Annotated in this window: 31 protein-coding genes and 3 tRNA genes; 16 read left to right on the forward strand and 18 right to left on the reverse strand. The window is 45.6% G+C overall.

Going from position 1 to position 22336, the window contains the following annotated elements; translation table 11 throughout:
- The first annotated feature begins 11 nt into the window (after window positions 1–11).
- The 6 genes from HZB75_00965 (at window position 12) to HZB75_00990 (ending at window position 2999) form a co-directional block, all read left to right on the forward strand.
- Window positions 12–161, forward strand: a complete 150-nt coding sequence (locus HZB75_00965) for a hypothetical protein (protein QQG51066.1) — start codon at window positions 12–14, stop codon at window positions 159–161.
- A 7-nt stretch (window positions 162–168) separates the two neighbouring features.
- Window positions 169–645 (forward strand): glutaredoxin family protein, encoded by a 477-nt coding sequence (locus HZB75_00970; protein ID QQG51067.1) that lies wholly within the window; start codon window positions 169–171, stop codon window positions 643–645.
- A complete protein-coding gene (locus tag HZB75_00975; GenBank protein QQG51068.1) occupies window positions 642–1379 on the forward strand; it encodes a cytochrome C biogenesis protein in 738 nt (245 codons plus the stop codon). Before HZB75_00970 ends, HZB75_00975 begins: the two co-directional genes overlap by 4 nt.
- A 33-nt stretch (window positions 1380–1412) precedes the next feature.
- Window positions 1413–1823 carry a cupin domain-containing protein gene (locus tag HZB75_00980; GenBank protein QQG51069.1) on the forward strand — a complete coding sequence of 137 codons (411 nt, stop codon included), beginning with the start codon at window positions 1413–1415 and terminating at the stop codon, window positions 1821–1823.
- Between the two features lie 280 nt (window positions 1824–2103).
- Complete coding sequence (locus tag HZB75_00985; protein QQG51070.1) at window positions 2104–2583, forward strand: RNHCP domain-containing protein; 480 nt, start codon at window positions 2104–2106, stop codon at window positions 2581–2583.
- 110 nt (window positions 2584–2693) lie between these two features.
- Window positions 2694–2999 carry a hypothetical protein gene (locus tag HZB75_00990; protein QQG51071.1) on the forward strand — a complete coding sequence of 102 codons (306 nt, stop codon included), beginning with the start codon at window positions 2694–2696 and terminating at the stop codon, window positions 2997–2999.
- Window positions 3000–3002: 3 nt separating this feature from the next.
- Here the strand turns inward: HZB75_00990 and HZB75_00995 are convergent, their stop codons facing one another.
- Both HZB75_00995 and HZB75_01000 read right to left on the reverse strand, forming a co-directional pair.
- Entirely contained in the window at window positions 3003–3425 is a 423-nt protein-coding gene (locus HZB75_00995; GenBank protein QQG51072.1) for a DUF1801 domain-containing protein, read from the reverse strand.
- Window positions 3426–3490: 65 nt separating this feature from the next.
- Window positions 3491–3865, reverse strand: a complete 375-nt coding sequence (locus HZB75_01000; GenBank protein QQG51073.1) for a DUF1801 domain-containing protein — start codon at window positions 3863–3865, stop codon at window positions 3491–3493.
- Between the two features lie 191 nt (window positions 3866–4056).
- Here HZB75_01000 and HZB75_01005 point away from each other — a divergent pair, with 191 nt between their 5' ends.
- Complete coding sequence (locus HZB75_01005; GenBank protein QQG51074.1) at window positions 4057–4254, forward strand: hypothetical protein; 198 nt, start codon at window positions 4057–4059, stop codon at window positions 4252–4254.
- A 186-nt stretch (window positions 4255–4440) separates the two neighbouring features.
- On the opposite strand, the gene HZB75_01010 is transcribed toward HZB75_01005, so the two are convergent.
- On the reverse strand, window positions 4441–4845 hold the full coding sequence (locus tag HZB75_01010; protein QQG51075.1) for an NUDIX hydrolase: 405 nt from the start codon (window positions 4843–4845) through the stop codon (window positions 4441–4443).
- Window positions 4842–5393 (reverse strand): histidine phosphatase family protein, encoded by a 552-nt coding sequence (locus HZB75_01015; protein QQG51076.1) that lies wholly within the window; start codon window positions 5391–5393, stop codon window positions 4842–4844. Before HZB75_01015 ends, HZB75_01010 begins: the two co-directional genes overlap by 4 nt.
- A 113-nt stretch (window positions 5394–5506) precedes the next feature.
- Here HZB75_01015 and HZB75_01020 point away from each other — a divergent pair, with 113 nt between their 5' ends.
- Window positions 5507–7384 (forward strand): hypothetical protein, encoded by a 1878-nt coding sequence (locus HZB75_01020; GenBank protein QQG51077.1) that lies wholly within the window; start codon window positions 5507–5509, stop codon window positions 7382–7384.
- A 4-nt stretch (window positions 7385–7388) separates the two neighbouring features.
- Here the strand turns inward: HZB75_01020 and HZB75_01025 are convergent, their stop codons facing one another.
- The 5 genes from HZB75_01025 to HZB75_01045 form a co-directional block, all read right to left on the reverse strand.
- A complete protein-coding gene (locus tag HZB75_01025; GenBank protein ID QQG51078.1) occupies window positions 7389–7919 on the reverse strand; it encodes an NUDIX hydrolase in 531 nt (176 codons plus the stop codon).
- A 49-nt stretch (window positions 7920–7968) separates the two neighbouring features.
- Window positions 7969–8535 carry an alpha/beta hydrolase gene (locus tag HZB75_01030; protein ID QQG51079.1) on the reverse strand — a complete coding sequence of 189 codons (567 nt, stop codon included), beginning with the start codon at window positions 8533–8535 and terminating at the stop codon, window positions 7969–7971.
- 104 nt (window positions 8536–8639) lie between these two features.
- Complete coding sequence (locus HZB75_01035) at window positions 8640–9080, reverse strand: NUDIX hydrolase (protein ID QQG51080.1); 441 nt, start codon at window positions 9078–9080, stop codon at window positions 8640–8642.
- A 67-nt stretch (window positions 9081–9147) separates the two neighbouring features.
- Window positions 9148–9606 carry a hypothetical protein gene (locus HZB75_01040; protein QQG51081.1) on the reverse strand — a complete coding sequence of 153 codons (459 nt, stop codon included), beginning with the start codon at window positions 9604–9606 and terminating at the stop codon, window positions 9148–9150.
- A 101-nt stretch (window positions 9607–9707) separates the two neighbouring features.
- Window positions 9708–10124: a hypothetical protein gene (locus HZB75_01045; protein ID QQG51082.1), complete on the reverse strand. Its 417-nt coding sequence runs from the start codon at window positions 10122–10124 to the stop codon at window positions 9708–9710.
- A 117-nt stretch (window positions 10125–10241) separates the two neighbouring features.
- Here HZB75_01045 and HZB75_01050 point away from each other — a divergent pair, with 117 nt between their 5' ends.
- The 4 genes from HZB75_01050 to HZB75_01065 all read left to right on the forward strand — a co-directional run bounded on the left by HZB75_01050 (window position 10242) and on the right by HZB75_01065 (window position 14574).
- On the forward strand, window positions 10242–10670 hold the full coding sequence (locus tag HZB75_01050) for a very short patch repair endonuclease (GenBank protein QQG51083.1): 429 nt from the start codon (window positions 10242–10244) through the stop codon (window positions 10668–10670).
- 340 nt (window positions 10671–11010) lie between these two features.
- Window positions 11011–11628, forward strand: coding sequence for a hypothetical protein (locus HZB75_01055; GenBank protein ID QQG51084.1), 618 nt, complete (start codon window positions 11011–11013; stop codon window positions 11626–11628).
- The gene (locus HZB75_01060) at window positions 11625–13436 is read left to right on the forward strand and encodes a hypothetical protein (GenBank protein ID QQG51085.1); all 1812 of its coding nucleotides are present in this window, start codon (window positions 11625–11627) and stop codon (window positions 13434–13436) included. The genes HZB75_01055 and HZB75_01060 overlap by 4 nt, the downstream gene beginning before the upstream one ends.
- 1 nt (window position 13437) lies before the next feature.
- Window positions 13438–14574, forward strand: coding sequence for a hypothetical protein (locus HZB75_01065; GenBank protein QQG51086.1), 1137 nt, complete (start codon window positions 13438–13440; stop codon window positions 14572–14574).
- Here HZB75_01065 and HZB75_01070 read toward each other — a convergent pair.
- The gene (locus HZB75_01070) at window positions 14485–15555 is read right to left on the reverse strand and encodes a DNA cytosine methyltransferase (protein ID QQG51087.1); all 1071 of its coding nucleotides are present in this window, start codon (window positions 15553–15555) and stop codon (window positions 14485–14487) included. The two genes, HZB75_01065 and HZB75_01070, sit on opposite strands and share 90 nt — an antisense overlap.
- Window positions 15556–15984: 429 nt before the next feature.
- Between HZB75_01070 and HZB75_01075 the strand changes: the two genes are divergently transcribed.
- Complete coding sequence (locus HZB75_01075; protein ID QQG51088.1) at window positions 15985–16401, forward strand: hypothetical protein; 417 nt, start codon at window positions 15985–15987, stop codon at window positions 16399–16401.
- An 8-nt stretch (window positions 16402–16409) separates the two neighbouring features.
- Here HZB75_01075 and HZB75_01080 read toward each other — a convergent pair.
- Window positions 16410–16485 (reverse strand) — tRNA-Arg (locus HZB75_01080).
- 137 nt (window positions 16486–16622) lie between these two features.
- Between HZB75_01080 and HZB75_01085 the strand changes: the two genes are divergently transcribed.
- Window positions 16623–17648 carry a hypothetical protein gene (locus HZB75_01085; GenBank protein ID QQG51089.1) on the forward strand — a complete coding sequence of 342 codons (1026 nt, stop codon included), beginning with the start codon at window positions 16623–16625 and terminating at the stop codon, window positions 17646–17648.
- Window positions 17649–17651: 3 nt separating this feature from the next.
- Window positions 17652–18419 (forward strand): hypothetical protein, encoded by a 768-nt coding sequence (locus HZB75_01090; protein QQG51090.1) that lies wholly within the window; start codon window positions 17652–17654, stop codon window positions 18417–18419.
- Here HZB75_01090 and HZB75_01095 read toward each other — a convergent pair whose 3' ends face one another.
- Together HZB75_01095 and HZB75_01100 are read right to left on the reverse strand one after the other, a co-directional pair.
- The gene (locus HZB75_01095; GenBank protein ID QQG51091.1) at window positions 18420–18794 is read right to left on the reverse strand and encodes a DUF4260 domain-containing protein; all 375 of its coding nucleotides are present in this window, start codon (window positions 18792–18794) and stop codon (window positions 18420–18422) included. It lies immediately after the preceding gene.
- A 52-nt stretch (window positions 18795–18846) separates the two neighbouring features.
- Window positions 18847–18921 (reverse strand) — tRNA-Gly (locus HZB75_01100).
- Window positions 18922–18970: 49 nt separating this feature from the next.
- Between HZB75_01100 and HZB75_01105 the strand changes: the two genes are divergently transcribed.
- Window positions 18971–19330, forward strand: coding sequence for a hypothetical protein (locus HZB75_01105; GenBank protein QQG51092.1), 360 nt, complete (start codon window positions 18971–18973; stop codon window positions 19328–19330).
- Window positions 19331–19435: 105 nt separating this feature from the next.
- Here the strand turns inward: HZB75_01105 and HZB75_01110 are convergent, their stop codons facing one another.
- The 5 genes from HZB75_01110 to HZB75_01130 all read right to left on the reverse strand — a co-directional run bounded on the left by HZB75_01110 (window position 19436) and on the right by HZB75_01130 (window position 22298).
- Window positions 19436–19702 carry a hypothetical protein gene (locus HZB75_01110; protein ID QQG51093.1) on the reverse strand — a complete coding sequence of 89 codons (267 nt, stop codon included), beginning with the start codon at window positions 19700–19702 and terminating at the stop codon, window positions 19436–19438.
- Window positions 19703–19827: 125 nt separating this feature from the next.
- Window positions 19828–20094 (reverse strand): hypothetical protein, encoded by a 267-nt coding sequence (locus tag HZB75_01115; protein ID QQG51094.1) that lies wholly within the window; start codon window positions 20092–20094, stop codon window positions 19828–19830.
- Window positions 20095–20180: 86 nt separating this feature from the next.
- Window positions 20181–20588, reverse strand: coding sequence for an NUDIX domain-containing protein (locus HZB75_01120; protein QQG51095.1), 408 nt, complete (start codon window positions 20586–20588; stop codon window positions 20181–20183).
- A 59-nt stretch (window positions 20589–20647) separates the two neighbouring features.
- Window positions 20648–20724: transfer RNA gene (locus HZB75_01125), tRNA-His, on the reverse strand.
- 38 nt (window positions 20725–20762) lie between these two features.
- Complete coding sequence (locus HZB75_01130; GenBank protein QQG51096.1) at window positions 20763–22298, reverse strand: UDP-N-acetylglucosamine 1-carboxyvinyltransferase; 1536 nt, start codon at window positions 22296–22298, stop codon at window positions 20763–20765.
- Between the last annotated feature and the right edge of the window lie 38 nt (window positions 22299–22336).

The following is a 22336-nucleotide window of genomic DNA, read 5'->3' on the forward strand; positions in this document are numbered from 1 at the left end:
ACACTATATATATGGAGCAAGAGCCCGAGCGCGAACTACTCTCATATACGGTAAAGCGTATAGGGTATAAGCTGCGCGCATCGAGCCATCTTGCATTTCTTGTTGTTTCCGCGGTACTCATTATCGCAACGATGATCGTTTTGGTTATTAAAACGCTATAATTAGAATATGAATAAACGAGCTATTATTGTTGTCGTGGGAATTATCGCGCTGATAGGCGGATCGGTAGGATATGTTTTATTGAATAAAAAAGACGCCGCTGCTCCGGTGGTGTCGGATTCAACAAAACAGGATACAGATTCTAATGACATAGCAACGCCTAGCCAGCCCACGAAAAAGGGTGAGTATGTGGATTACTCTAATGAGGCGCTTCGCTCTGCCTCGGGTACAAAATTACTATTTTTCCATGCGCCCTGGTGTCCTCAATGTCGCGCAATCGAAGAAAGTATCGAAAGGGGTGGCGTTCCAAGTAACGTAACGGTCTTGAAAGTTGATTACGATTCAAACCAGGCGCTTCGTCAAAAATATGGAGTTACCCTACAGACGACCTTCGTGAAGGTAGATGCTAATGGTGATAAAGTAAAAAGCTACACCGCATACGAAGAGCCGACTTTTGATGCGGTAAAACGAGAACTCTTGCCGTGATTGAGCTTTTTATTGTTTCGTTTATTGCCGGTGTCTTAACGGTACTTGCGCCGTGCATCTTGCCGCTGATTCCGGTCATTTTGGGTGGTAGCGCGCTTCACGATAGCTCAGAGTCAAAGCAGTCGTTAAAAAAGCCGGTCGTTATGATTGCAAGTCTCATTATCTCGATCGTTACTTTTACGCTTCTTCTTAAATTTACGACATCGCTACTAGGTGTGCCGGCTCAGGTGTGGAGTGGTATCGCAGGAGCAATAATCCTCTTATTTGGTATTTCAACTTTATTCCCGATTGTGTGGGAGAAAGCTATGGTGGCAACGGGAATGCAGGCTGCGGCCAGCAGGCTTATGAGCCGCTCGCAATCTGGTCACGGAGTTGTAAAAGATATCCTGCTTGGCGCGGCGCTTGGTCCTGTATTCAATAGCTGTAGCCCTACGTATGCGCTCATTGTTGCGGTGGTTTTGCCGGTGTCGTTTGGTGAGGGATTGGCGTATCTTATGGCGTATTCTATTGGGCTTGGTGCCATTTTATTACTACTTGCCATATTCGGCCGCGCACTCGTGGTTAGGTTTAAATGGCTGAGCGCGCCTGGTGGAATATTCCAGCGTAGTATTGGTGTGCTTTTTATCGTGGTTGGTCTTGCGGTTATTTTTGGTATCGACAAGCAAATACAGGCGTTCGTACTAGAGAGCGGCTGGTATGATCCTGTGGTGAAAATTGAAGAAGCGCTTCGTTAATAGGCGTATAATTTAAGAAAAAGGGGGATTGTTATGAATATTACAGATACGGGGCCGAATCCGCTTATTGTTAATATCGAGGACGCAACGTTAGAGAACGCGAACTACCGAACGACGCTTTGGACGGGTACTAAGTTGCAGGTAACATTAATGGCGATTCAGCCGGGGCATGATATCGGCCTTGAGGTACATGAGGATCATGACCAGTTTTTGCGAATCGAGGAGGGGGAGGCGACCGTCTATTTGGGCGACGCGAGGGATTCGCTAAAGACGCAATTGGCGCACAAAGACGACATTGTTATTGTACCTGCTGGCAAATGGCATAATCTTGTTAATGGTGGTAATGAGCCATTGAAGCTCTATTCTATTTATGCACCTGCCGAGCATCCGCATGGTACGGTTCATGCTACAAAGGCAGATGCCGACGCAGATGAGAGCGACTAGGCCTCGTTCGCGGAATTCGTACTCGTACTTATAAATTAACGGGCGCCTATATCGTAGCCAGTCGAAGGCGCTTAAGCTGTTGGCTTATTATAAAAAACATGCTACTATATGTCGTATGTTAAGTAATAGTAATTACCCAACCATTGTGTCAGCTGTTTCCCTTGAAGAAGGGGTATCTTTGGCTGGTCTTGTCATTACTTAAGAACTCACAATTTATCTAAAATAGCCTGCTATCCAGCGACCAGTCAAAAGGCTGGTTTTTTTGTGAAGCAAGGTTTTTGTGAACTGCCGTAATGAATACGTTAATTTTGAAAAGAAAAAAGAAAAAGAATGGAAAAAAGAGCATGCCGCAGGTGGGTTTAAGTGCGCGCACTGCAAGCGATGGGTGGTTATTAATACATACATGGGAACGGTCAATCGAAACCATTGCAGTAGCTGCTTGTGGTCGAAACATGTCGATGAGGCAAAAGGTGATCGCAGGGCAAGTTGCCTTGGCGGTATGAGGCCGATTGGGCTAACATTTAAGCACGAGGGGTACTCAAGGCAGGGCGAGATCATGCTTGTTCATGAATGCTCAACGTGTCAAAAGATATCTATTAATCGTGTTGCTGGTGACGATGATAATGATGGAATTGTTGCCGTGTTTAACGACTCGCTTTCCGATTATGACTTGTCGTTACGCTTAAAGAAAATAGGCGTTAGGTTGCTCGATTTGAGCGACGAGGATGAGGTGAGAACGCAGCTATATGGGAATGTGTAGGATGTTCGTGCTTAGTGGACGAACCTGAGTAAAATAACTAATCCAAAGAACGAAGTTGTATCGCCTATTGATCTTTGTAGGTGAATGAGCGGACAGTGTATAGTACTTACATGAAGATTCTAAAAAGTTCGCGAATGTTACTGTGCTTGTTGGTGGCGCTAAACCTGCTGGATGCCGGGCTTCATGTCGCAACAAACCAAGTAGAAGTGCTGCGAATCACGGGTAATATGTGTATGATTGTTGCCTCGGTTATAGTTCTAGCTAGGCCGCGATTAGACCATATTCTGGCCGCCGGACTGACGGTTTATTTGGTTTTGAATGGGATTTTTGTAGCTTTAAATAATATCGGCAATGCGGGCGCGGTTTTTATTATTGTAACAACGGTAGTAGCTGCAGCCTTTTTACGGCTTAAATAAAGGCTATTTGTTGTACTGTTTTTTTGCGTCGACAAACGAGCGGTGAATGATTTCTTCAAGGACGGTCTGGTTGATATCTGCGAGTTTGTTGATATAGAGGCAGCCTTTGCTTGTTTTGTGTTTGCCAAGTTTTTCAAGAAGCTCTGTATAATCGTCGAAGCCGTGTGTGATATATAGCGTGAGGTTTTGTTTTCTCGGCGAGAAAGCGGTGAGCGGCCAGTCGCCTTCTTGGCTGCTTCTTTCGGACTTGTAGTGGTATTGGCCGAACCCGATAATACTCGCACCCCACATTTTGGGCTTTTCACCGGTTAGTTTTGTAAATAATTCAAGAAGTGCAAAGCTATCTAGCCTTTTTGTCTCGTCGGTCACAGTATTAATAAAATCTTTAACGCTGGCGTTATTGACGGTTGTTTTAAGCTCGCTCATGCCGATAGTATACAGGGTTTTATGCAATCAAAAAAGAAAGGGCGTGCCTATAAGCGTCTTGCTTTCTATGCTTTTGAAGCGTTGAAGTTCGTCGCTTCGCGCACGAGTGCTGTTAGCGCGGCCTCGTTGATACTATCGCCTTCGCGTAGTTCAAGCGCGCGGTCGGTTTGGCTTTGCAGCCGCGAATTAAAAAGTTTTTTTGGGTCACTCAAATGAACGCCCTTTGGAAAGATGAGTTTTATGTTATCTTTCCAGATTTCGGCCATACAAACAATTCCGCTATGTGACCAAACGGGAAGTCCCGCTGGCCTCGACCGAGTTTTCCATTTTATTTCTTCAACTAAGGAGGGTTCCGCCTGCCGAATTATGGCTCGGAGTTGTGTTAGTGCCGTCTTTTTCCAGGTTTCTTGGGCGGCAATGATATCGTCTATTTCTTTCATATCGCTTCTTTTATTGTAGTTGAACAAGGGGATGAAGTCTAATATGCTTGCAAGCGATAGAATTAATGGTGAAATTACTGTATAATCACAGCGTATAAACCCGTCTCGCGGTCTGGCTATTGGTCAATGGCACAATCAGACTTACGGTAACAATAGAAGACCAGTCGATTAACTTTAAAAAGGAGATCACTATGGCTGATCGCAAAGAAGAAGAAAAGCGCATCGAAAAGGAAGTGTACGAAAACTGGCGCGACCTTTCGAAGGACCACTGGAACCACTGGCGTGCCTGGGGCTCATGGTTTAGCTGGGGTTCACCAGTTGGACTAGGGCTGTTCGTTGTGCTACTGGCGCTTGCCTTTGTCATTACGAAGTTCGCTATCGAACTTTAAGGCGAGGCAATATATAAAACACCGCTCACCAAGGCGGTGTTTTATATTTAGTTTAGGCAGGCTGCAAAAAGAAGTATTGTGACGATAACCCCTGCTACAGTGCGAATAGTATGGAGGCGATTCCAAGGTTTTTCGAATCGGTTTCGTGCGTCGTGCGCGGCGCTTATATCGGCTTTTGCTAACTAGTTAAGGGAGGTTATTTATAGTGTCATGAACCATGTGCATAAATGTGTCGTTGGCGGCGTGGGCCTGGCTCAAGAACTCTTGGCGATCAACCCATGCAAATGATGCATGTTCCCAGCTGATTGTGACCCTCGGACGTTCTAGAACGCGAGCTATGTAAAGACTGTACTGCGTGCCGTGAGCGGAATATTCGTTACCAGTATAAACGTGTCGAACGTCATTTGGAACGAGTAGTATATTGGCTTCTTCTAGAACTTCGCGAAGTGCAGCGCCAAGAGGATCTTCTCCATCTTCAATAGTCCCTCCGGGTAAATCGGGGTCATTAAGAAATGTCGGGTGATTAGCCCGCTTCATCAAAAGATAGCGATTGTCGCTATCGATGATAACTACTTTTGCAACTTGTTTCATGGAGTAACTATAGCAGAGGATGGCACTATTTTTATTATATGCGCATTGGGCAGCCGTTCTATTCCGGAACGTTCTTTGCCGGTAGTGTAGGCAACGACGCTGCGCCCGAATTGATTGTGCGACACGATAAGGATGTTATCTTCAGTGCGGCTTTTGGCAAACTCTAAAAGCTGAATCGCACGTTGCTTCATTTGCGCTTCGCTCTCGGCGCCCGCTGCTATATATTGATCGTCGGATACGCCATGCTGGAGCGAAGTGGGCTTACCCTCGAAGTTGCCCCTGTACCGCTCTATCGCCTCTTTTCTAATAACGATTTTATCTTCAGGATAGTTAATTATTTTAGCTATTTCTTTGGCAGTATTTAAGGCGCGCCTTAACGGTGATGAAATAAGCAAGTCGATGTGAAGACCCGAATCTTGTAGTTCAAGCCCGGCTTGCTTGGCTTGCTGAATGCCTAGGGCGGTAAGTTCTACGTCGGTATGGCCAGCGCAAATATGTTTTTGATTTGCCTCGCTTTCGCCGTGGCGAATAAAATAAATGTTTTGCATATGAACTTATTATGACACAGCTTTGGTGGTATTAATTTTGTCGTATGGCGGTTGGATTGTTTATTGTATACTACGATTATGTACGAACAGCTTGTTGCTGAGTGGTTGCAACTATGTCAAATGGCATAGACCACTTGCCTTGGGGTTTTTCAGAGGTCGAACCAGGGCGCGAGGAGACATATCGCACCCGTGGTTGGAACGAAAATGTACTTCACGTGTATCCCCGCACGTTTAACGAGGTTCGACCAGACGGCGAAGAGCACCGTGGCCTCGGGACGATTCGTGGCATTATCGAAAAACTCGATTGGATAAAAGAATCTGGCAATACTGCAATTTGGCTTGGACCTATTTATGAATCGCCAGGATTAGACGGTAACTATGATATCTCGGATTACTATAAAGTAAACTCCGAGCTAGGCACCCTAGACGACGTGAAGGAACTTATCGACGCGGCTCATGATCGTGACATTAGGGTTATTTTCGATCTTGTTCCAAACCATACATCCGATCAGAGTGAGTGGTTTAAGGCATCTAGTGACCCTACTCATCCCGATCACGAGAGGTATCGCGACTACTATATTTGGCGCGATCCTATCGAGGGTGAACTGCCCGAAAATATTGTGGGCGGCGACCGGCTTGAAGGGTTGCCGAGCGGTTTGACCGTGCCGAATAACTGGTCAAGTATTTTTTCGCTTCCTCAGATTGATATAGTGCGTGAACGATATGGCGGTGAGATTCCGGAAGGAGTTGCTATTCCTGCTCTCACGGCCTGGGTGTGGAATGAGGCGCGTCAGCAGTTTTATCTTGCTGAGTTTATGAAAGAGCAGCCAACGCTTCAGTGGAAAAATCCTGCGGTAAGCGAAGAGATTAAGGATGTTGTACGTTTTTGGCTTGATCTTGGAGTAGATAGTTTTCGTGTCGACGTGATGAACCATATAGGGAAGGATACGGAGTTTCAAAACGAAGAGCCAGCTCCGGTTGGCTCAGAGATTGGTGCGTATAACCCGGGTGTTACGAGTCCGCACGACCAGTGGAAACAAGAGCGGCTGGTTAGCCATTGGCCCGAGCTGGGCGAATATGTGACAGACCTACTTTCGGTGCTCGACGAAGAGCGATACGCAGGAAGGAATATTCGCTTTATTCTTGAAGACTGGATGTCGGCACTAGGCGACGACACGCGACTAGACGAATTGCGACCAGACAAGGCAACGGTTTTTAACTTTGAAACTCTTTTAAACACCAATCGGGCCGGTTGGGTGGCAGGCAACATGGGAAGACTGATTCGAAAATATTATGAGCACATAGAATCGCTACCGGGCGCCGTTCCGAATCAGGTAACAGGAAATCACGACACCGACACAATTAGAACGCGGCTTGGCTCGGCGGCGACTGCGCGTGCGGCGCATTTTATGTTGGCGGCGCTACCGGGTGCGTTGTATACCTGGCAGGGTGATATGATGGGGCGGGCAAATGTTATCGTACCGAAAAATTTACAGCAAGATGGTGATATAGGCAAGCGAGACGGCGAGCGAATACCGATGCAGTGGGACGCTTCGGAAAACGGCGGCTTTTCAAGGGCGAGTTCGGAAAAGTTGTGGCTTCCTTCGGTAGATCCAGATATTTATCAAGGTGATAATATTGAATTGCAATCCCGGGATCCAAATTCGCCGTATCGGTTGGTTGCGAGTGTTTTACTGCGCAGACTTAGCGATGCGGCACTTCGCGATGGTGGCGTACGAATGCTTCGCACGGATCATGCAGACGTACTAGCGTTTGCACGTAACGACCCCACAAATCCAAGACGGCAAGTTATTTCGGTTACTAATTTTTCTCAGGATACTGTTTCGGCATCAATTTATGATACAGAGCAATTTGGTGGCGAGGTAACGCTTTCGTCGCTGGGTAGTTACCGAACCGGCAGGGAAGTTGATCTTGGTCGCTCGATCGAACTTTTGCCAGACGAGTCGTATCTTATAGACAGCTCTCGTTAGTTTTTTAATTGTCAGCGGAGCGCATTTTTTGCCGAGCTGCCCTGAGTAGCTCTGAATCTCGAAGTTGAATAAACGAGCCGTCGTAATTTTCTGGCATATCTTGTTGTAGTAGCTGAATAGCGACTTCGATATCGCTTGCCCAAAAAACTTCAAATCCTTCATCGATTTCGCTCTGAGTAAACGCGGGCGGCTGTTGCTCGCCAACTTGTTCTGCAAGATAACAGTGCGATATCTGCTTCATGTTCCATTTATCGCGGTATTCAATAATTTCGCCAATTTCAGACGTGATTGATGCTCTGCATCCGATCTCTTCCAGGAGCTCCCTTTGCAACGCTAACTTCATGTCCTCACCCTCTTCAACGCCGCCACCCGGCAGTTTGTGATAGTTGTGGGCGGTGGCTTTTAGTAAGGCTACTTCGCCGGCAGCATTTAGTACAACGGCGCGCGCCGCGTGGCGCAGCTTAAAGTTTTGTGGATTCAGGTCTTCTTTTTTAGGGTAAATGTCAGACTCATGAATTGTAAGCAAATGTATCATGGCACAAGTATAGCATCCTCATTTTTTACTATGATTCCAGGTTATTGAGCTATTGAGAGTAATTTTGTTTTATGTATTCTAGTAGCTCGGGAAATTCGGTGCGCTCAATAAAATGTTTGCCGCCATGGATTTTGATATGCTCTGCGTTTAATTGCTGCGCAATAAAATCAAACTCCTCTTGTGGAATGTATGGATCATCATCGCCGCTGAAGAGTGCGATCTTGGACTGATTGGCTGTTATAGTATTCCACCGCCACGGTGCGTTGTAGTAGCCGCTTTCTTGTTCAGATTCATCGTTCAAATCCGTATAGCATGGCGATACGAGGATTGATCCGAGTATTTGGTTATTCTCGGCATGGCGCATAGCGGCTACCGCCCCCGATGACCAGCCGATAATAACGTCATTTTCACCCGCTTTTACGTGCTCTTTAAGAAAGGGGAGCCAATATTCCGAGCGTGCAATAATTGAATCCGGCATTGTTTCAAAAAATGTTTCATATCCTAAGGCCTCAAGCTGGGCTTTGAGCCAGGGCGCCCAAGCAAATGACCAATGAGTGGTCTGATTTCCGTGGATAAAGATAAAACGAGTAGGTAGGCGGAGGGTCTTATTGATCATGTTCTAAGCATACAATAAGAGCTAGAAATAGCGTAAGTTTATTGGGTAACAACAATTTCTATACATAAGAGAAATGGCGCGACATGATCTATCGGGTTGGAATTTTATTGGCGGTTGTAGGTGTTTAAAAAATCCGAGTAGTAGTTAGGTAAGCGTTCGGCTAAGGCTGCCGGTTCGATAAACTTATATGCTTGGATTTCGTCATTGGGCAAAACAAAACTCGTATCTTCGGCAACTAATTCACCGTATTCGTAAATTAAGAATAGCGTATCGTCGCTTTCTTTGTGAATAGTTCCAATAATCTTTAGAGCTTGCTTTGCGATTGTAAGGTTTAATTCTTCGCCTACTTCACGAACTCCTGCATCTTCTGGACTTTCGCCCTCATCGACCCCACCACCTGGCAATTGCCATGTTTTCTTGTATGTAGGTTTAGCGACGAGTACATTACCCGATTTAGATTTAATAATCACTTTCACGACTATCATTTTCTTCGGTTGTTTGGAGAGCCAAATCTGATGTTCTGCTGTGCTAAATTCTTTACTCATACTCTATATCTTAGCAAACAAAATAGACTTTATAAGAATAGGTATTATGGTGCGTGTGTTGTGTAAGTTAGAGGTATTCTAAGCCTTCAAGTTCTGCATTAATGACACCAATAGCCCTTGTCAACGGGTAGCTTTTGGGTATATGTAAAAAGCAATAAGGTATTTTGGGATACTTTGATGTGAACAGGTAACTGACTAAATTGCAATATGAATTGCCTGCTCTTTTGGCGATTTTGAAGTGTGTGCTCTCATGCAAAAATGGTGTGACGGTGACGCTATGGTTACCTTTTTTGTCGTTATGAAATTGACTAGTAAAGGTAGTTTCGATACGGATCTTGCTTGCGTCGGCACCTGAATATACGCCCATACCTAATACATAATCAAAATCATTGAACTTCACTCTTTCGATAAAAGCCTTTATCTCTGCTTCATTCGAAGCCAAGACGTATTTTGCCATGCCAGTATTCAGCTCTGCCAGTATTTCTTCTGAGATATTGCCCTTAAAACCGAATACAAGAATATTCATTCATATATCATAACAAAACAAAAGTTTTCATTTAAACATAAGTGCTATGGTACAACACTATGTATGAAATTAGAACCAAACTAGTTGCCTAGAGAACTTACTCAAACTAGTTTAAGCACAAGCTTAAAGACAAATTTCCAATTCATTTCGTAGATTAGCTGCTTGGATGCATGTTCGTATAACGGGTAGCTTAATTCTCCTACGACAAGAGTTCCTGCATATGAGTCGTTGTGGAACAATTCATTACGAAGCTGTCTTAAGGTATGGAGCTGTTTGGCCTCGGAATCTGTGATGTAGCGGTCGCCTCTAGCCTGTTCGATGGCTGCGTACAGTCCAAGCTTATCCTGGGAGTCTGCTTCTATTTTATATTTCAGGCTGGACTCGGCTAATACAAATAAGCAGGCCAAAGCAGCAGTATAACTTTCATTTTTGTAACACTGATCTGCTTCTTGAGCTAAATCAGCGAATAGCTGGTGATGCACTACGATATTATTGATTAACTTTGTACTAGTATTCATACAATCACCATATCCTAACACTACAAGAAAGCATATAGTCATCGGCTCTTCGTTGATGACAGTTTTGATTACCAACTTTCTGTCGTTTATTTCATAATGGGATGGAGGAGGTCATAAATGGCAGATGTCTTTGAACCAGAAAAGCGTTGTGAGATCATGCGACTTGTAAAAAGTAAAAACTCCAAGGTAGAACTACGTGTGTTTCGTTATTTGAGAAGAAGGGGCGTCTATTTCCAGAAACACTACAAGCGCGCTTCTGGAACACCAGACATTGCGTTGCCACGCAAGAAGCTAGCAGTCTTTATTGATGGAGATTTCTGGCACGGCAGGACATTCGAGGTTTTAAAGCAGGCACACCCTGATCCTGATGACTATTGGGTTAGGAAAATGTGTACTAATATGGAGCGTGATGCGCGTCAGGAGGTGACCTTATTAGTAGTGGTTGGAAAATTCTTCGGACATGGGAGTCTGACATTAATCGTAAAAAATACAGCTTGGGCGAGTCTAAGAAAGATCGAGCTGCTTCTCGTCCAAGATAGATTCTAACTGTTTAATATTTGGCATATATCGCAATGGAGAGTATATGCTGCTTGACTATGTGCAAATAAGGGCGTATATTGCAAATATAGGCAACATTTACGTTATACGAAAAGATAGGTCATGGATAACAAAGCAAAATCAGAAAGATTCAAGCGACTAGCGGCCAGTCGGACCAATGAAGTTCTCGATAAATTGAGGATTCTAGGAAACTGCGCGGACAGTCGTTCTTACGCGTATACTGAAGAAGAAATAGACAGGATATTTCGAGCGATTGACGAACAGTCAAAGATTATAAAATCCAAATTTAAAAAACCAAGGAAGGGCTTTAAGCTGTAGGTATTCTGATATGCACGAGCAAGACGTTAAACTAAGTAGAGGCGAAAAAATCTTAATAGTTCTGTATGAGCTGTCGGGTAAAAGCGGCAAGTCGATACGTTATGAAGATATAGTCGTAAAAGCATTCAAGAAGTTTCCTCAGGACTTTCATCTCAAAGGGTATCCGGAATACCCGGAATCGGGAGACTTGGTGCACAAGCCCTTGTACGATTACAAGAAGAAGGGATTGGTCGTCGCAGGACAAAAGATGTTCGCTCTAACACCAAAAGGTCTTGTCGCTGTAGAAAAGCTCATAAGTCTAATCGATGGGCTGAACGTAGTTAATACCGAGAGGTTCAGCAGAGATATCGAAAAGGAAGTGAGCAGAGCTGTCAAGACTCAGGGCTTCGCACTATTCGTTGACGGTGAAGCAGACAAAATAATTGACACCGACTATTTCAATTACTTAGGTACGACGGTTCGCACGCCGAGAAACGAATTTATAGGCCGAATGAAAACGATGAAGGACGTAATAGCTGTCGTAGTAGATATCGATAATCCTAAGTATATGAAATTAGCCGAATACCACAGCTTTCTGGAAAAGAAGTTCAGTGATCTGGTTGCCCTAAAGACGGAGATAAAGAAATGACTGCTAAAGAAGTTCGCATAAAAGAAGAAGAGAACATCATTCACGATAATGCATTGGATATTTTCGGAAACACTTTTAGTTTTGATCATGTCAAGGGGCTGTCTGAATGGCTCAAGAACTCGGTTGATGCGTACAAACGGTCTAATGTAGCGGATAAGGATCAACAGATTTACATCAGATTTACCGACGGTAAGAAGAGCGATGCTTTGATAGAGTGTATCGACTTTAACGGAATGTCAGAAGTGGATATAAACAAGGCCTTAAAGTTGTGGTTTGACCCAGAAGCATCGAAGCGAGGTAATATAACCTTAAAAACTTTTGGTGGACATGGCAATGGTGGAAAATTTTACATGCGCCAGATGTTCAGCAAATCTCACTACATCACGTATAAAAACGGATATCTAAATGTATTTGGATTCAGTGAGAATAGAAAGTATGGCTTTGCCGACGGGCTACAGAATAAAAAGATATCACCTAAAGAAGCGCTGGAATATGCGGGTCTCGGTGAATCGTACATTTCAAAACAGCAAAGGGATAAAGTTCTAAAAGGTGAAACTGGGTTTACGGTTGTCAGGGGGATCGGTCCGTCGAATATGAAGAATGTATTGAAATGGAGATTTCTTTCAAATTCACTGGCCAATCACCCGCAATCTCAGAGAATTCTCGATCGCGTTCCATTGGATATAGTCGCTAACGGGGTATCTGTAATTCAAAATCTAAAAGGAGAAAAAGTTGAGCCCTATCCGGGATTTGAGCTGATCGAGCCCATACTCATTCCAGAGGAGCTTGTATATGAGTCGGATGCAGAGAGAATAAGTGTCACATTGTCAAATAGCAAGTATCCTCCAGGACTGCTGAAGCTATCCACTTCGTCGTTGCCTATGCATAAGGGCAGTAAAAGAGGAGAAATGAACCGTATAGATGTTCTTGGTGAAATAGGTGTCATCGGTTCGTACAAGATGAATGAGATCGGTCACGCATTTCGAATGCCACAGGCCGTGTTTATATATGGTGAAATAGAATGTCCGATTCTTGAAGATCCATCGAACGATGCAGTGCAGAACGACCGTAGTAAACTGGTTGAGAATCCGACCACTAAAGCACTTCTTGACTGGATTGATGCTCGAGTTCTTGACTTATGTAAAAAAATCGCTGAAAAAGAGCAACAAGAACGTGCGGAAAAAATGAAAGACGTAAGTTCATACCTCAATAACTACTTGAACCAATGGAAAGACAAGTTTATGTCTAAGATTCTTGCAGAGGTTTTGACGGGTGATGGACCTGGCGCAGGTACCGGTACCGGTGGTAGCGGTGGGAGTGGAACTAATACGGGCACAGGGGGTGGCACTCCGAAGCCACCACTTCCAGGACCGGACGGAGGCAACGACGGGGGAGGCGACAAGCCTACTAAAGCCAAGCGTTCGCCAAAAGTTTTGCTCTCAAGCTTAGATAAAGATCCTTTTCCTCCATTTGAGAATGTTGATCTGTCACCTCGCCAGCATGCGGTTTATCAGCGCGTACAAGATGTTGACGAAGGCATTTATTGGATTAATACATCCGCGCCTCTTGCCGAAAATATCTTAAAGCGTTTCGGTCAGGACTCCTCTCGTTTCAGAGACTATCTTTTCCAAAGATATGTCGACATCTTTATTAAGGAGGCTTTAGCAAACCTTGAAAAAAATGATCCCAACGAGTTTAATGCTTCTGCGGTTGAAGAGAAAATCAGCGAGGTTATTCGACGTGTGCATGAAACTGCGTCGGAAGACTTAAGCTCGTTTCTATTCGAAGATACTTTTGTGACGGACTAATATGAACGATGAAGTAAAACACGACATGCACGATTCTGCTCGACAAGGATACTACAACGAAGAAACGGCCGTTGACCTTGATATATTAGAAGACAAGGTAGAGGTAGAGCTAGTGTCTATTGATCTTACTTCTACTATAGAAAAAAAACCGATAAGGTACGAAGTGTTTAAGCTGCTCGCTGAAAAATATAATATCGTCGAAATTGCTCAAAAACTTCAGGTTTCTGAGAGCAAAGTTGAAGATATTATTCAGAAAGACAAGCAAAAAATAAAGATTAAAGAACTATGGGTTAATTGCCTAGATAACTATCGAAGTGGCCATACTCTTCAGGAGATTGGCGATAAACATGGCATCACTCGTGAACGAGTTAGACAGATCGTTAAAAAACAGCTTTATGTAGAAAACGGTTATGGTCCTGCCGAGAGCAGATTCCATGCCAAAGATATTAATGACCAGCTTAAGGCTATCGTCTCAGGTTCGTATAAGTATAGAAGCAAAGAGTTAGTATTAGAGAAAATTGATTCCGCCAAACGTTCAGGTATAGATCCTCAGTATTTTGAGTCTGTTAATGTGTATGCAGTCACAGTGGGGGTTGAGACCGCAAGTCTAAAGGAATTTGCACCAGATGTTTACGCGGTTATTGTTGCTAACACTCAAGCTGCTTCACGTAAATGGCATAAATATTACTCTGATTGCAGAATGTGTCACAAGACCGAATATAAGCATAGAGGCTACGGATACTGTGTAGGGTGTTACACGATAAGCCCTGAATTCAAAGAACTTCAGAAGAATTCACATATGAAGTATCGTGACAGGAACTTGGCAAAGAATAAGATCTATGCAGAAGATTATTTCAATCGCCCAGAAGTCATTGAGAGGATAGAGAAAGATTACGATCTTAAGTATTTTGACGGTAATCGTAAGGCAGCTTTAGTACGTGATGACCATAAATGTGTTAGCTGTGGGATGACGATGGACGAAAAAGATAAGACTGGAAGACCTAAAGTCCGGGTGTGGCACATAAACGGCGACAAGAGTGATAATGCTTTAAGTAACCTGGGGACTTACTGTCTTAGCTGCTACACTAAAGAAATCAGGCTCGAGCCGATCAACCGCCATAGCCGGCGCGGCAAGTAGAGATTCTTTCACTTTCATTGCAACGGCCTGGGCTACGGGAGGCGAAACGGCATTGCCAATTTGTTTGTACGCTGCAGTAACCTGTTGTGGGAATGTGTAATCATCAGGAAAGCCCTGAAGTCTGGCATATTCTCGAATGGTCAATTTTCTGATACCACGACTGTTTAGAAGAGCACCTATTCGGTTCACAGATCCCAGTGGTCTTACTACGTCTTGTATCAAATTTCGTTCACGCCCCATATTACCAACGACACAGGTAGTTGAAATACCGCTAGGATCAAGCACCCGATAGCCAAAGCCGTGGCCTTTATCTTTGTGCCTCTGTTTATGCTTCTCGAGGCCGTCAAGATATCTTTGAGATAGATAATAGAAGTCATGCACATCCCCATGCTCGAGAATATCAGCAACTTTTGGCTGCATGTCTGAAGGTTCAGGAAAGGTAAAGTCCACATCATCTCTGAATCCAACAATATAAATACGCTTACGATCCTGAGGCAAGCCGTAGTCTTTCGAATTCAATACCTTGTAGTGTACATGATATCCAAGCTCATTCTCTAAGCCGTCACGAATACGTTCGAAGGTATTTCCTTTGTCGTGATTCATTAGATTTTTAACATTTTCCAACACGAATGCTTTAGGCCTTTTTTCTTTCAGTATTCTTAGTACGTCCCAGAAAAGTGTGCCTCTCGCGTCTGCGAAACCGTGCAGTTTTCCAATTTTTGAAAATGGCTGACAAGGAAAACCGGCTGTCAAAACGTCGCAATCGGGGATTTCTGAAGCGTCTACCTTCTGTATGTCACGTAAGTCTAACGAGCCTTCGCCGAAGTAGTTGTCATAAGTGATTTTGCATGTTTTATCAAAGTCGTTAGAATAGACCGTTTTAAAACCAGCCTGTTCAAAACCGAGTCTAAAGCCGCCAACACCGGCGAACAATTCTACGATTGTTGGAGATTCTACTTGTGGATAGCCATCATCATTCATCTTACTTGAGACTATACCTTATTTACCTCTAGTACAAGCTATTTTGTCTTCTATCTGAATATTTTATCAATTCTTATCCGGAAAACTATTGTTGTTCTTTTATCATCAATAAATTAAAAAACATCTCGTTTCTTATGAATATCATAAATAAGTCGAGCAAGCGCAGCTCACTTTCTCCTCTCATCAATTAATTCTTGTTCGTTTGCATCTGTCATAATTGAATCTTATTTTTTTGCTACAACTGCACAGGGAAGCGTCCATGTAGTCAAAAAGGTGTGGTGAGTGAAGACGTCCTATTCGAGCAATTAAACGATCTCCTCGACAGTTATGAGATCACTCCCAGGCTTCACGAATGGGGCCTGAAAGCCATCAAATGATATTGCTAAGCAAGAAATAGAACAGCGCGACGATATCCAGAAAATGCAGTTCATGTCGATCGATAATATGCAGAAAAAGCTGGATCATTTATTGGAGCTTGTAACTAACGATGTTATTTCAAGCGACGATTATCTACAGAAGACTGAATCTTTGAAGCATGAGCTAGCTGAGCGTCAAGATGAGCAAAAGGAAGCAGCGAGACGAGCGCGCAATTGGTACGAGATAATCGGACTGACACTCGATCGGCTTAATAATGCGACAGAACGTTTCGCTAAAGGTGATTTCGGTGTCCGAAGAGGCATTCTGCTAGCGGTAGGCTATAACCCAGTATTAATGGATAAAAAGATACTGATAACCCCTAGTGAATGGATGATTCCTATGCAGCGAGAGCTACCTGCTATTAAGAAACTTTTGGGAAGGTTAGAACCGAACCCCAACAGATCAGAAAAGCCTCAGAAGAGGCAATAATGTCAACGTGGTACCCCGGGTTGGAATCGAACCAACGGCCAAAAGCTTAGAAGTCTCTTGCTCTATCCACTGAGCTACCGGGGCGCACAGGTGTATTATAGCGGATACTGGTAGTATCGGCCAATACAAGGGGTGATTTGGGTTTGCTGGCTATCATAAAGTGCGGTAAAATTATAACCATAAACATGTAATATGCCGACGAGGCAAGGTGCAGAAAGAATATGGCTCGATTGCCAGTTCCGGGTAGTGATGCGGATTCGTGGGGTGACTTGCTCAACGATTATCTTTTGCAGGCTCATACCTCGACCGGAGCTCTAAAGCCCGATAGTGTCGGCTCTTCGCAGCTGCAGGCCGATGCTGTTACGAGTGCTAATATTGCCGATGATTCGATCGCACAGTCAAAAGTGCAAGATCTTGTAAGTGATCTAGCGGCGACAGAAAAAACTGCAAATAAAGGTGTGGCAAACGGTTACGCGCCACTTGATGGTAGTGGCAAGGTGCCAGATGCGAACCTGCCTGCCGGAAGCGTTCCGAGTGATGCAACGACAATTTCGAAGGGTGTTGTTCAGCTTGCGGGCGACTTGGGCGGCACTGCAGCCGCCCCGACTGTTCCCGGGCTTGCTGATAAGGCGGCTGATATAGCGGTTGTTCATATTGCCGGAACAGAAACGGTGACGGGCGACAAAAACTTTACAGGGGCTTTGCAGCATAGTGGTAATGCCGTTGTTGATACGACCGATTCGCGACTGACAAATGCACGTACGCCTACTGCGCATAAAACGTCGCATGCTATCGGTGGATCCGATGTTCTCACGGCAAGTGACATTGGCGCGGTTGCAATGGCCGGGGCAAATATTGCGACGCTTGCCGACTCATCGATTCAATTTTTGCGCGTCAATGTGCCGGACGATGGTAGTTCAACGGCCACATGGCCCGATCGTCTCGCTTTTTTCTTCGATGGAACGCGTACGGGATATCATAACGAATACGGCGAGCTCCGTGCTCGTCCGGGAAAGAGTAATACGATCGCTCTTCGCGCAATGGGCTGGAGTGGTGGGTCGTCGAACGATATCTTTCAGGTAACGGCAGCCGACAGCTCGACTGTTCGCTTTGCTGTATCCGAAACGGATATCACGGCAAATGTCCCTATTGTTTCGCCTAACCTTCCGGCTAAAATTACGGTGAGCGATACGGCTCCTTCTAGCCCGGCCGATGGTGATATCTGGTTTGATACCAGTGGGGCATAGTTTGTGAGCGTTCGCCAGACTTTTTTGTTCGATGAAGGTCCAGACGGGGCAGTGCCAACTCCCTCTGGGGATCTTATCGAAGCGACGGGCATTACCTACACTACCAGCGCCAAGCATGGTTCATTCGCACTGTTAGGCAGTGCTGTGGGAAGTCAATTTATTGGTATTCAAAATTCAGGGACAGTCAACCATTCTGGCTCGTTATATGTTCGGCCTACAACTCAGGCGGATAGCTCGAACCGGGTCCTTAACATTGCAACGGCCACGAATACTATCATTTTTGCCGTTCGCATTCATTCAAATGGTCATTTTCAGCTTGTACGCGGTGCGAGTATGGTAGCCGAGACTACATTTAGTTGGGTGGCTAATCAATGGTACCGGTTAGATTGGCAGTACGATCAAACAGTTCTTGCGACGCCATCTGTTGCGATGCGGTTTTTTGCCGACCCAGATAGCGCAACGCCCACCGAAACGCTGAGCGATACGAGCTCGGCTGTTCCTGCGAACATGGGCAAATGGCGCATGGGTTTGATATCGGGATCGGCGGCCGTTGCAACCGCAAGTATCGACACCTTTCGGGTTGCCGACGGCTTAGAATGGATTGGCCCGTATGTTCCCGCGGTACGCGACGGCAAAGGAAAAGTATGGGATGCAGGATCGGGGACGTGGATCCCATTTGTTCCCAAGGCCTATGCTGGGGGTGTGCCCGTTACGGCAAAAGCCAAAGTATGGGATGCAGGATCGGGCACCTGGATAACGACAACGTCGTAATTATTTTTGACGGCCTATAGTGCCAAGATGTGTGTGGTGAAAGCCGGTGACATGCTTTAGCCCAAAGCCCAGTGCGCGGTCGCTAAAGATATGAAATAGCCACAGGAGGCTAATAAAAAGAACTGCCTGATTGTCGGTAAGGATATAGACGCCAGTTAGGACTGCTGGTCCGATAAGGCTGTGGCCGATATTGTAAAAAAACGCGCCGATACGATTGTTGATAAAATACCCCATGGCGCTGATATCGAAAAGGCCAAAAAGAACAATAAGCCAGTACCATTCAAAGTTTGCGACGCTGATATAAAAAGCGGCCACAAGTACTGCGGCAATAAAGTACTCGGCGCTGACGATTCGTTTCATTAGTGGATTATGCATATGCTTAGTATACCAAAGTAAAAACCGTACCACTACAGTACGGTTTTTACTTTGGTGCGGGCGGCGAGAATCGAACTCGCATCGCTTGCTTGGAAGGCAGGCATATTAGCCATTATACGACGCCCGCAGACTTTACAAATTATACCAGATTGTGCCGTATAATATAAATCATAACCATGAATACAAATAATTTTTCGAACGAAGAACTGCCCAAGCCCTTTCACTCCAGCCAGTACGCTGAGGCGGCGAGTGGTGGATCTATGGGGTCAACGAGCGCACAATCGTTTCAACAGCGTATCCAAATAGACCGCAACCGCCAATCGGTGCGCAAGTATCGTGATTCACACATTGGTCGGGCTATTCCCCTCCGATCCGGCGATGCGATAATTGCTTCGCGAATCCCGGAGCCTCAAAAAGATACGTCACCGACTGCCCAGCGCCAAGAAAAGAACGCGACAAGCCAACCGATCAGCATAGTAAAGCCTCAACCCGGCTTTAAAGAACCGCCACATCGTGGATTCAATCCTTTTAAATAATCACCTAGCGTAACCTATGGTATAAACATTACGCTGGGCGATTGCCCAAGATGTTCCCGGGCAACGCACTCTCGTAGAAGAGTTCAGCGGCGGGGCTTGGGCGGTTCAGTTGGATGGAGGTGGAGGCGTGACGCCGTAGAGTTCCATGTACGTCTCGCACAGTCCCTTGGCGACGCCGATCTTCACCTTGATGGTGAACGAAGACAGGCGGCGCGCCTGCGCGTCCTTGATGTCTTCCATAGAAGCAATCAGTACTCCCAGGTCGGTAGCCTGTGTGTCGCTTGCGGTGTCGGGATCGAAGTGTTCGTCGATCGCCTTCGCGTAGCGGATCAGGGTGTCTCTGGGGTTTTCGCAAGATCTTTGTGATCTCATGGCGGTACTCTTTCGTATGAAGTCCGAATCTGAACAGTATAATTATAACACATTAAATATATAAACACAAACACAGGGATTCTGGCCAGGTGCTTGCCGTGTGGCGAAGCACCTGGCCTCACGAATCAGTCGGAGCGTGGCGGGGAAGATGTGTAGATGATCTGGCCGTCGCTGGTCAGATGCCCGATCTCGCGCCGGCTCTGCATCGCTGTCCGTACGACGAATACCCGCACTCCGTCGTCAGCGGGCTCACTGATATCGATCAGGAGCCCCTGAACAAGGCCGGCTATGTTCTGTCCCGGTGGATGCTGCAGTAATACGGGGAGCGCCCGCTTGGCCGCCTCCATCAGCAGGACATCGCTGTCGGCTGGCCTTTGCTTCCTCTTTCGCATAGCAACCTCCTGTAGGGGGTATACGCACGTACGATGTAAGAGTAGCATAAAACAAATAAAAAGGCTTCTCGAAGCAGAGATTCACGTTAGTCTAGTGTAATTTCGCTTCTGACAACCTTTTCGAAGAAGAGTTTCGTTCCGGGGTAGAGGAGGAGTTGAAGAGCTTCTTCGGCATTGTACCATCCGAATCGAGAGGATTCTTCGTCGAGCGTCACCGTATGACCCCTTGTTTCAACGAGCCAAAATGAAACAGTCTTCACCTTTGTATCAGCAGGTTGCGTAAGAACAACCCTAAGTGGCTTTACGTCTAAACCCGTCTCTTCTTTAACTTCTCTTTTAACACTATTCTCTTCGGTTATGTCAGAGTTTTCGCATCGTCCATGTGGTGGCGCCCAATGACCTTTCATTTGTTCTCGTGCATCTTCAAGGAAGAGAAATTTGCCCTCGCTATTTTTAACGATAGCAACAATTCCGTGGGTAGACAGGTCGTTCATTTAATTAGTATAGCAAAACTAAAAGACACCAAAGCGGTGTCTTTTACGTATGATTTCTATGGGGCGAATGATGGGGATTGAACCCACTACCTTCGGAACCACAACCCGACGCTCTAACCAAATGAGCTACATTCGCCAAACATCAGCTATTGTAGCACATTCGAAAGGGTAAATCTATATTTCGCGGATCGTTTCGATTTCGGCGCCAAGGGTGTTGAGGCGATTTGCAAAATCCTCGTAACCTCGGTTTATCGAATAGACGTCGCGGAGTGTGGATTTGCCGGGCGTTGCAAGCATGGCCAGCAAAATAACCACCGAAGGGCGAAGTGCAGGGGGTGCTACGACATCCGCTTCTTTCCACTTTGTTGGGCCCGTAATATACACGCGGTGAGGATCGACAAGCTCTATTTGCGCATTGAGTTTTGTTAGCTCTGTAAAGTAAATCGCGCGGTTTTCGTACGACCAGTCATGCACGAGCGTTCGGCCATGCGCAACCGTGGCAATAAGGCCAAGAAATGGCAGGTTGTCCATGTTGACGCCAGGGAACGGCATGCTGTGAAGCTTATCTTTTGGTGCGTGAAGGGTGGATCGCTTTAGCGTGATATCAACAAGTCGAGTTCCGCCATTGCGCGCCTTGTATTCTGGTGTCATTTCGTACTTAAGCCCCATGCCGGTAAGGATAGCGAGCTCAAGTTCGGTAAACTCGATAGGCACGCGGGTGATCGTGATTTCTGAATCGGTAACAATACCTGCTGCAATAAGGCTCATGGCCTCGATAGGGTCTTCGCTTGGGTGGTATTCGATATCTTTGTCGATATGTTTCAGACCGGTGATTGTAAGGGTGGTCGAGCCGATTCCTTCGATTTTAACGCCAAGTTTTTTAAGGAAGAAACAGACATCCTGTACCATGTAATTTGGACTGGCGTTGCGGATAGTTGTTGTGCCGTCGTAAAGTGCGGCGGCCATAATAACGTTTTCGGTAACCGTGTCGCCGCGCTCGGTAAGAAGAATCGTTTTATCAACTTTTTGCTTGTGCACGACAGCGTGGTAATAATCGGTGTTTGGTTTTGCTTCAACATCCATACCGAATGGCTTAAGGCCAACAAGGTGTGGCTCGACGGTGCGCGTTCCAAGGTTGCAGCCGCCAGCAAATGGTAGTTTAAAGTCGTTGTATTGGTGCAAAAGTGGACCAAGGAACATGATAACGGTGCGTGTACGCTTGGCGGCGGTGATATCCATTTTTTCGAGCTCGAGGCGTTTTGGGGGAATAATCTCAAGATCGTTACTGTCGCCAATCCAGCGAGTTTTTACGCCGATACTTTGAAGTACCTCGATAATTCGGTTTACCTCTTCAATACGAGCGACGCGGCGAAGGGTTGTTTTACCCTTGTTTAAAAGCGCGGCACACAAAAGGCCAACGGCCGCATTTTTGCTGGTCTTTACCTCTATGGTGCCCGAAAGGCGCTTGCCGCCGTTAACGCGAAAGTTGAGTTTGCCAGTTTGGTTAAGCGTAACGATATTGCTAGAGAGCACATCGCTGATTCGCGCAATCATCTCGAGGCTGATGTTTTGTCCACCCTTTTCAATACGGTTAACGGCGCTTTGGCTAGTGCCGAGTTCTTTGGCGAGCTCGGTTTGTGTAAGGCCGCGGTGAATACGCGCCTCTTGAATAAGTGCTCCGATTTTCATCTTGTAGTCATCAGTAGTCATACATTTATTATATCACATGCGATATAAATGCAAACAGT

This window comes from Candidatus Saccharibacteria bacterium, assembly GCA_016432585.1.
Taxonomy (GTDB): Bacteria; Patescibacteriota; Saccharimonadia; order Saccharimonadales; family Saccharimonadaceae.

Excerpts from the sequence above, each read along its gene's own strand:
- HZB75_01065 (QQG51086.1), top strand. The coding sequence starts at position 13,438 with ATGAACGATGAAGTAAAACACGACATGCACGATTCTGCTCGACAAGGA.
- HZB75_01045 (QQG51082.1), bottom strand. The coding sequence starts at position 10,124 with ATGAATACTAGTACAAAGTTAATCAATAATATCGTAGTGCATCACCAG.
- HZB75_01010 (QQG51075.1), bottom strand. The coding sequence starts at position 4,845 with ATGAAACAAGTTGCAAAAGTAGTTATCATCGATAGCGACAATCGCTAT.
- HZB75_01050 (QQG51083.1), top strand. The coding sequence starts at position 10,242 with ATGGCAGATGTCTTTGAACCAGAAAAGCGTTGTGAGATCATGCGACTT.
- HZB75_00965 (QQG51066.1), top strand. The coding sequence starts at position 12 with ATGGAGCAAGAGCCCGAGCGCGAACTACTCTCATATACGGTAAAGCGT.
- HZB75_01075 (QQG51088.1), top strand. The coding sequence starts at position 15,985 with ATGTCGATCGATAATATGCAGAAAAAGCTGGATCATTTATTGGAGCTT.
- HZB75_01030 (QQG51079.1), bottom strand. The coding sequence starts at position 8,535 with ATGATCAATAAGACCCTCCGCCTACCTACTCGTTTTATCTTTATCCAC.
- HZB75_01000 (QQG51073.1), bottom strand. The coding sequence starts at position 3,865 with ATGAAAGAAATAGACGATATCATTGCCGCCCAAGAAACCTGGAAAAAG.
- HZB75_01095 (QQG51091.1), bottom strand. The coding sequence starts at position 18,794 with ATGCATAATCCACTAATGAAACGAATCGTCAGCGCCGAGTACTTTATT.
- HZB75_01040 (QQG51081.1), bottom strand. The coding sequence starts at position 9,606 with ATGAATATTCTTGTATTCGGTTTTAAGGGCAATATCTCAGAAGAAATA.
- HZB75_01025 (QQG51078.1), bottom strand. The coding sequence starts at position 7,919 with ATGATACATTTGCTTACAATTCATGAGTCTGACATTTACCCTAAAAAA.
- HZB75_01015 (QQG51076.1), bottom strand. The coding sequence starts at position 5,393 with ATGCAAAACATTTATTTTATTCGCCACGGCGAAAGCGAGGCAAATCAA.
- HZB75_00990 (QQG51071.1), top strand. The coding sequence starts at position 2,694 with ATGAAGATTCTAAAAAGTTCGCGAATGTTACTGTGCTTGTTGGTGGCG.
- HZB75_01130 (QQG51096.1), bottom strand. The coding sequence starts at position 22,298 with ATGACTACTGATGACTACAAGATGAAAATCGGAGCACTTATTCAAGAG.
- HZB75_01070 (QQG51087.1), bottom strand. The coding sequence starts at position 15,555 with ATGAATGATGATGGCTATCCACAAGTAGAATCTCCAACAATCGTAGAA.
- HZB75_00970 (QQG51067.1), top strand. The coding sequence starts at position 169 with ATGAATAAACGAGCTATTATTGTTGTCGTGGGAATTATCGCGCTGATA.
- HZB75_01115 (QQG51094.1), bottom strand. The coding sequence starts at position 20,094 with ATGCGAAAGAGGAAGCAAAGGCCAGCCGACAGCGATGTCCTGCTGATG.
- HZB75_01105 (QQG51092.1), top strand. The coding sequence starts at position 18,971 with ATGAATACAAATAATTTTTCGAACGAAGAACTGCCCAAGCCCTTTCAC.
- HZB75_01085 (QQG51089.1), top strand. The coding sequence starts at position 16,623 with ATGGCTCGATTGCCAGTTCCGGGTAGTGATGCGGATTCGTGGGGTGAC.
- HZB75_01005 (QQG51074.1), top strand. The coding sequence starts at position 4,057 with ATGGCTGATCGCAAAGAAGAAGAAAAGCGCATCGAAAAGGAAGTGTAC.
- HZB75_00995 (QQG51072.1), bottom strand. The coding sequence starts at position 3,425 with ATGAGCGAGCTTAAAACAACCGTCAATAACGCCAGCGTTAAAGATTTT.
- HZB75_01110 (QQG51093.1), bottom strand. The coding sequence starts at position 19,702 with ATGAGATCACAAAGATCTTGCGAAAACCCCAGAGACACCCTGATCCGC.
- HZB75_01035 (QQG51080.1), bottom strand. The coding sequence starts at position 9,080 with ATGAGTAAAGAATTTAGCACAGCAGAACATCAGATTTGGCTCTCCAAA.
- HZB75_01055 (QQG51084.1), top strand. The coding sequence starts at position 11,011 with ATGCACGAGCAAGACGTTAAACTAAGTAGAGGCGAAAAAATCTTAATA.
- HZB75_00980 (QQG51069.1), top strand. The coding sequence starts at position 1,413 with ATGAATATTACAGATACGGGGCCGAATCCGCTTATTGTTAATATCGAG.
- HZB75_01120 (QQG51095.1), bottom strand. The coding sequence starts at position 20,588 with ATGAACGACCTGTCTACCCACGGAATTGTTGCTATCGTTAAAAATAGC.
- HZB75_01020 (QQG51077.1), top strand. The coding sequence starts at position 5,507 with ATGTCAAATGGCATAGACCACTTGCCTTGGGGTTTTTCAGAGGTCGAA.
- HZB75_01060 (QQG51085.1), top strand. The coding sequence starts at position 11,625 with ATGACTGCTAAAGAAGTTCGCATAAAAGAAGAAGAGAACATCATTCAC.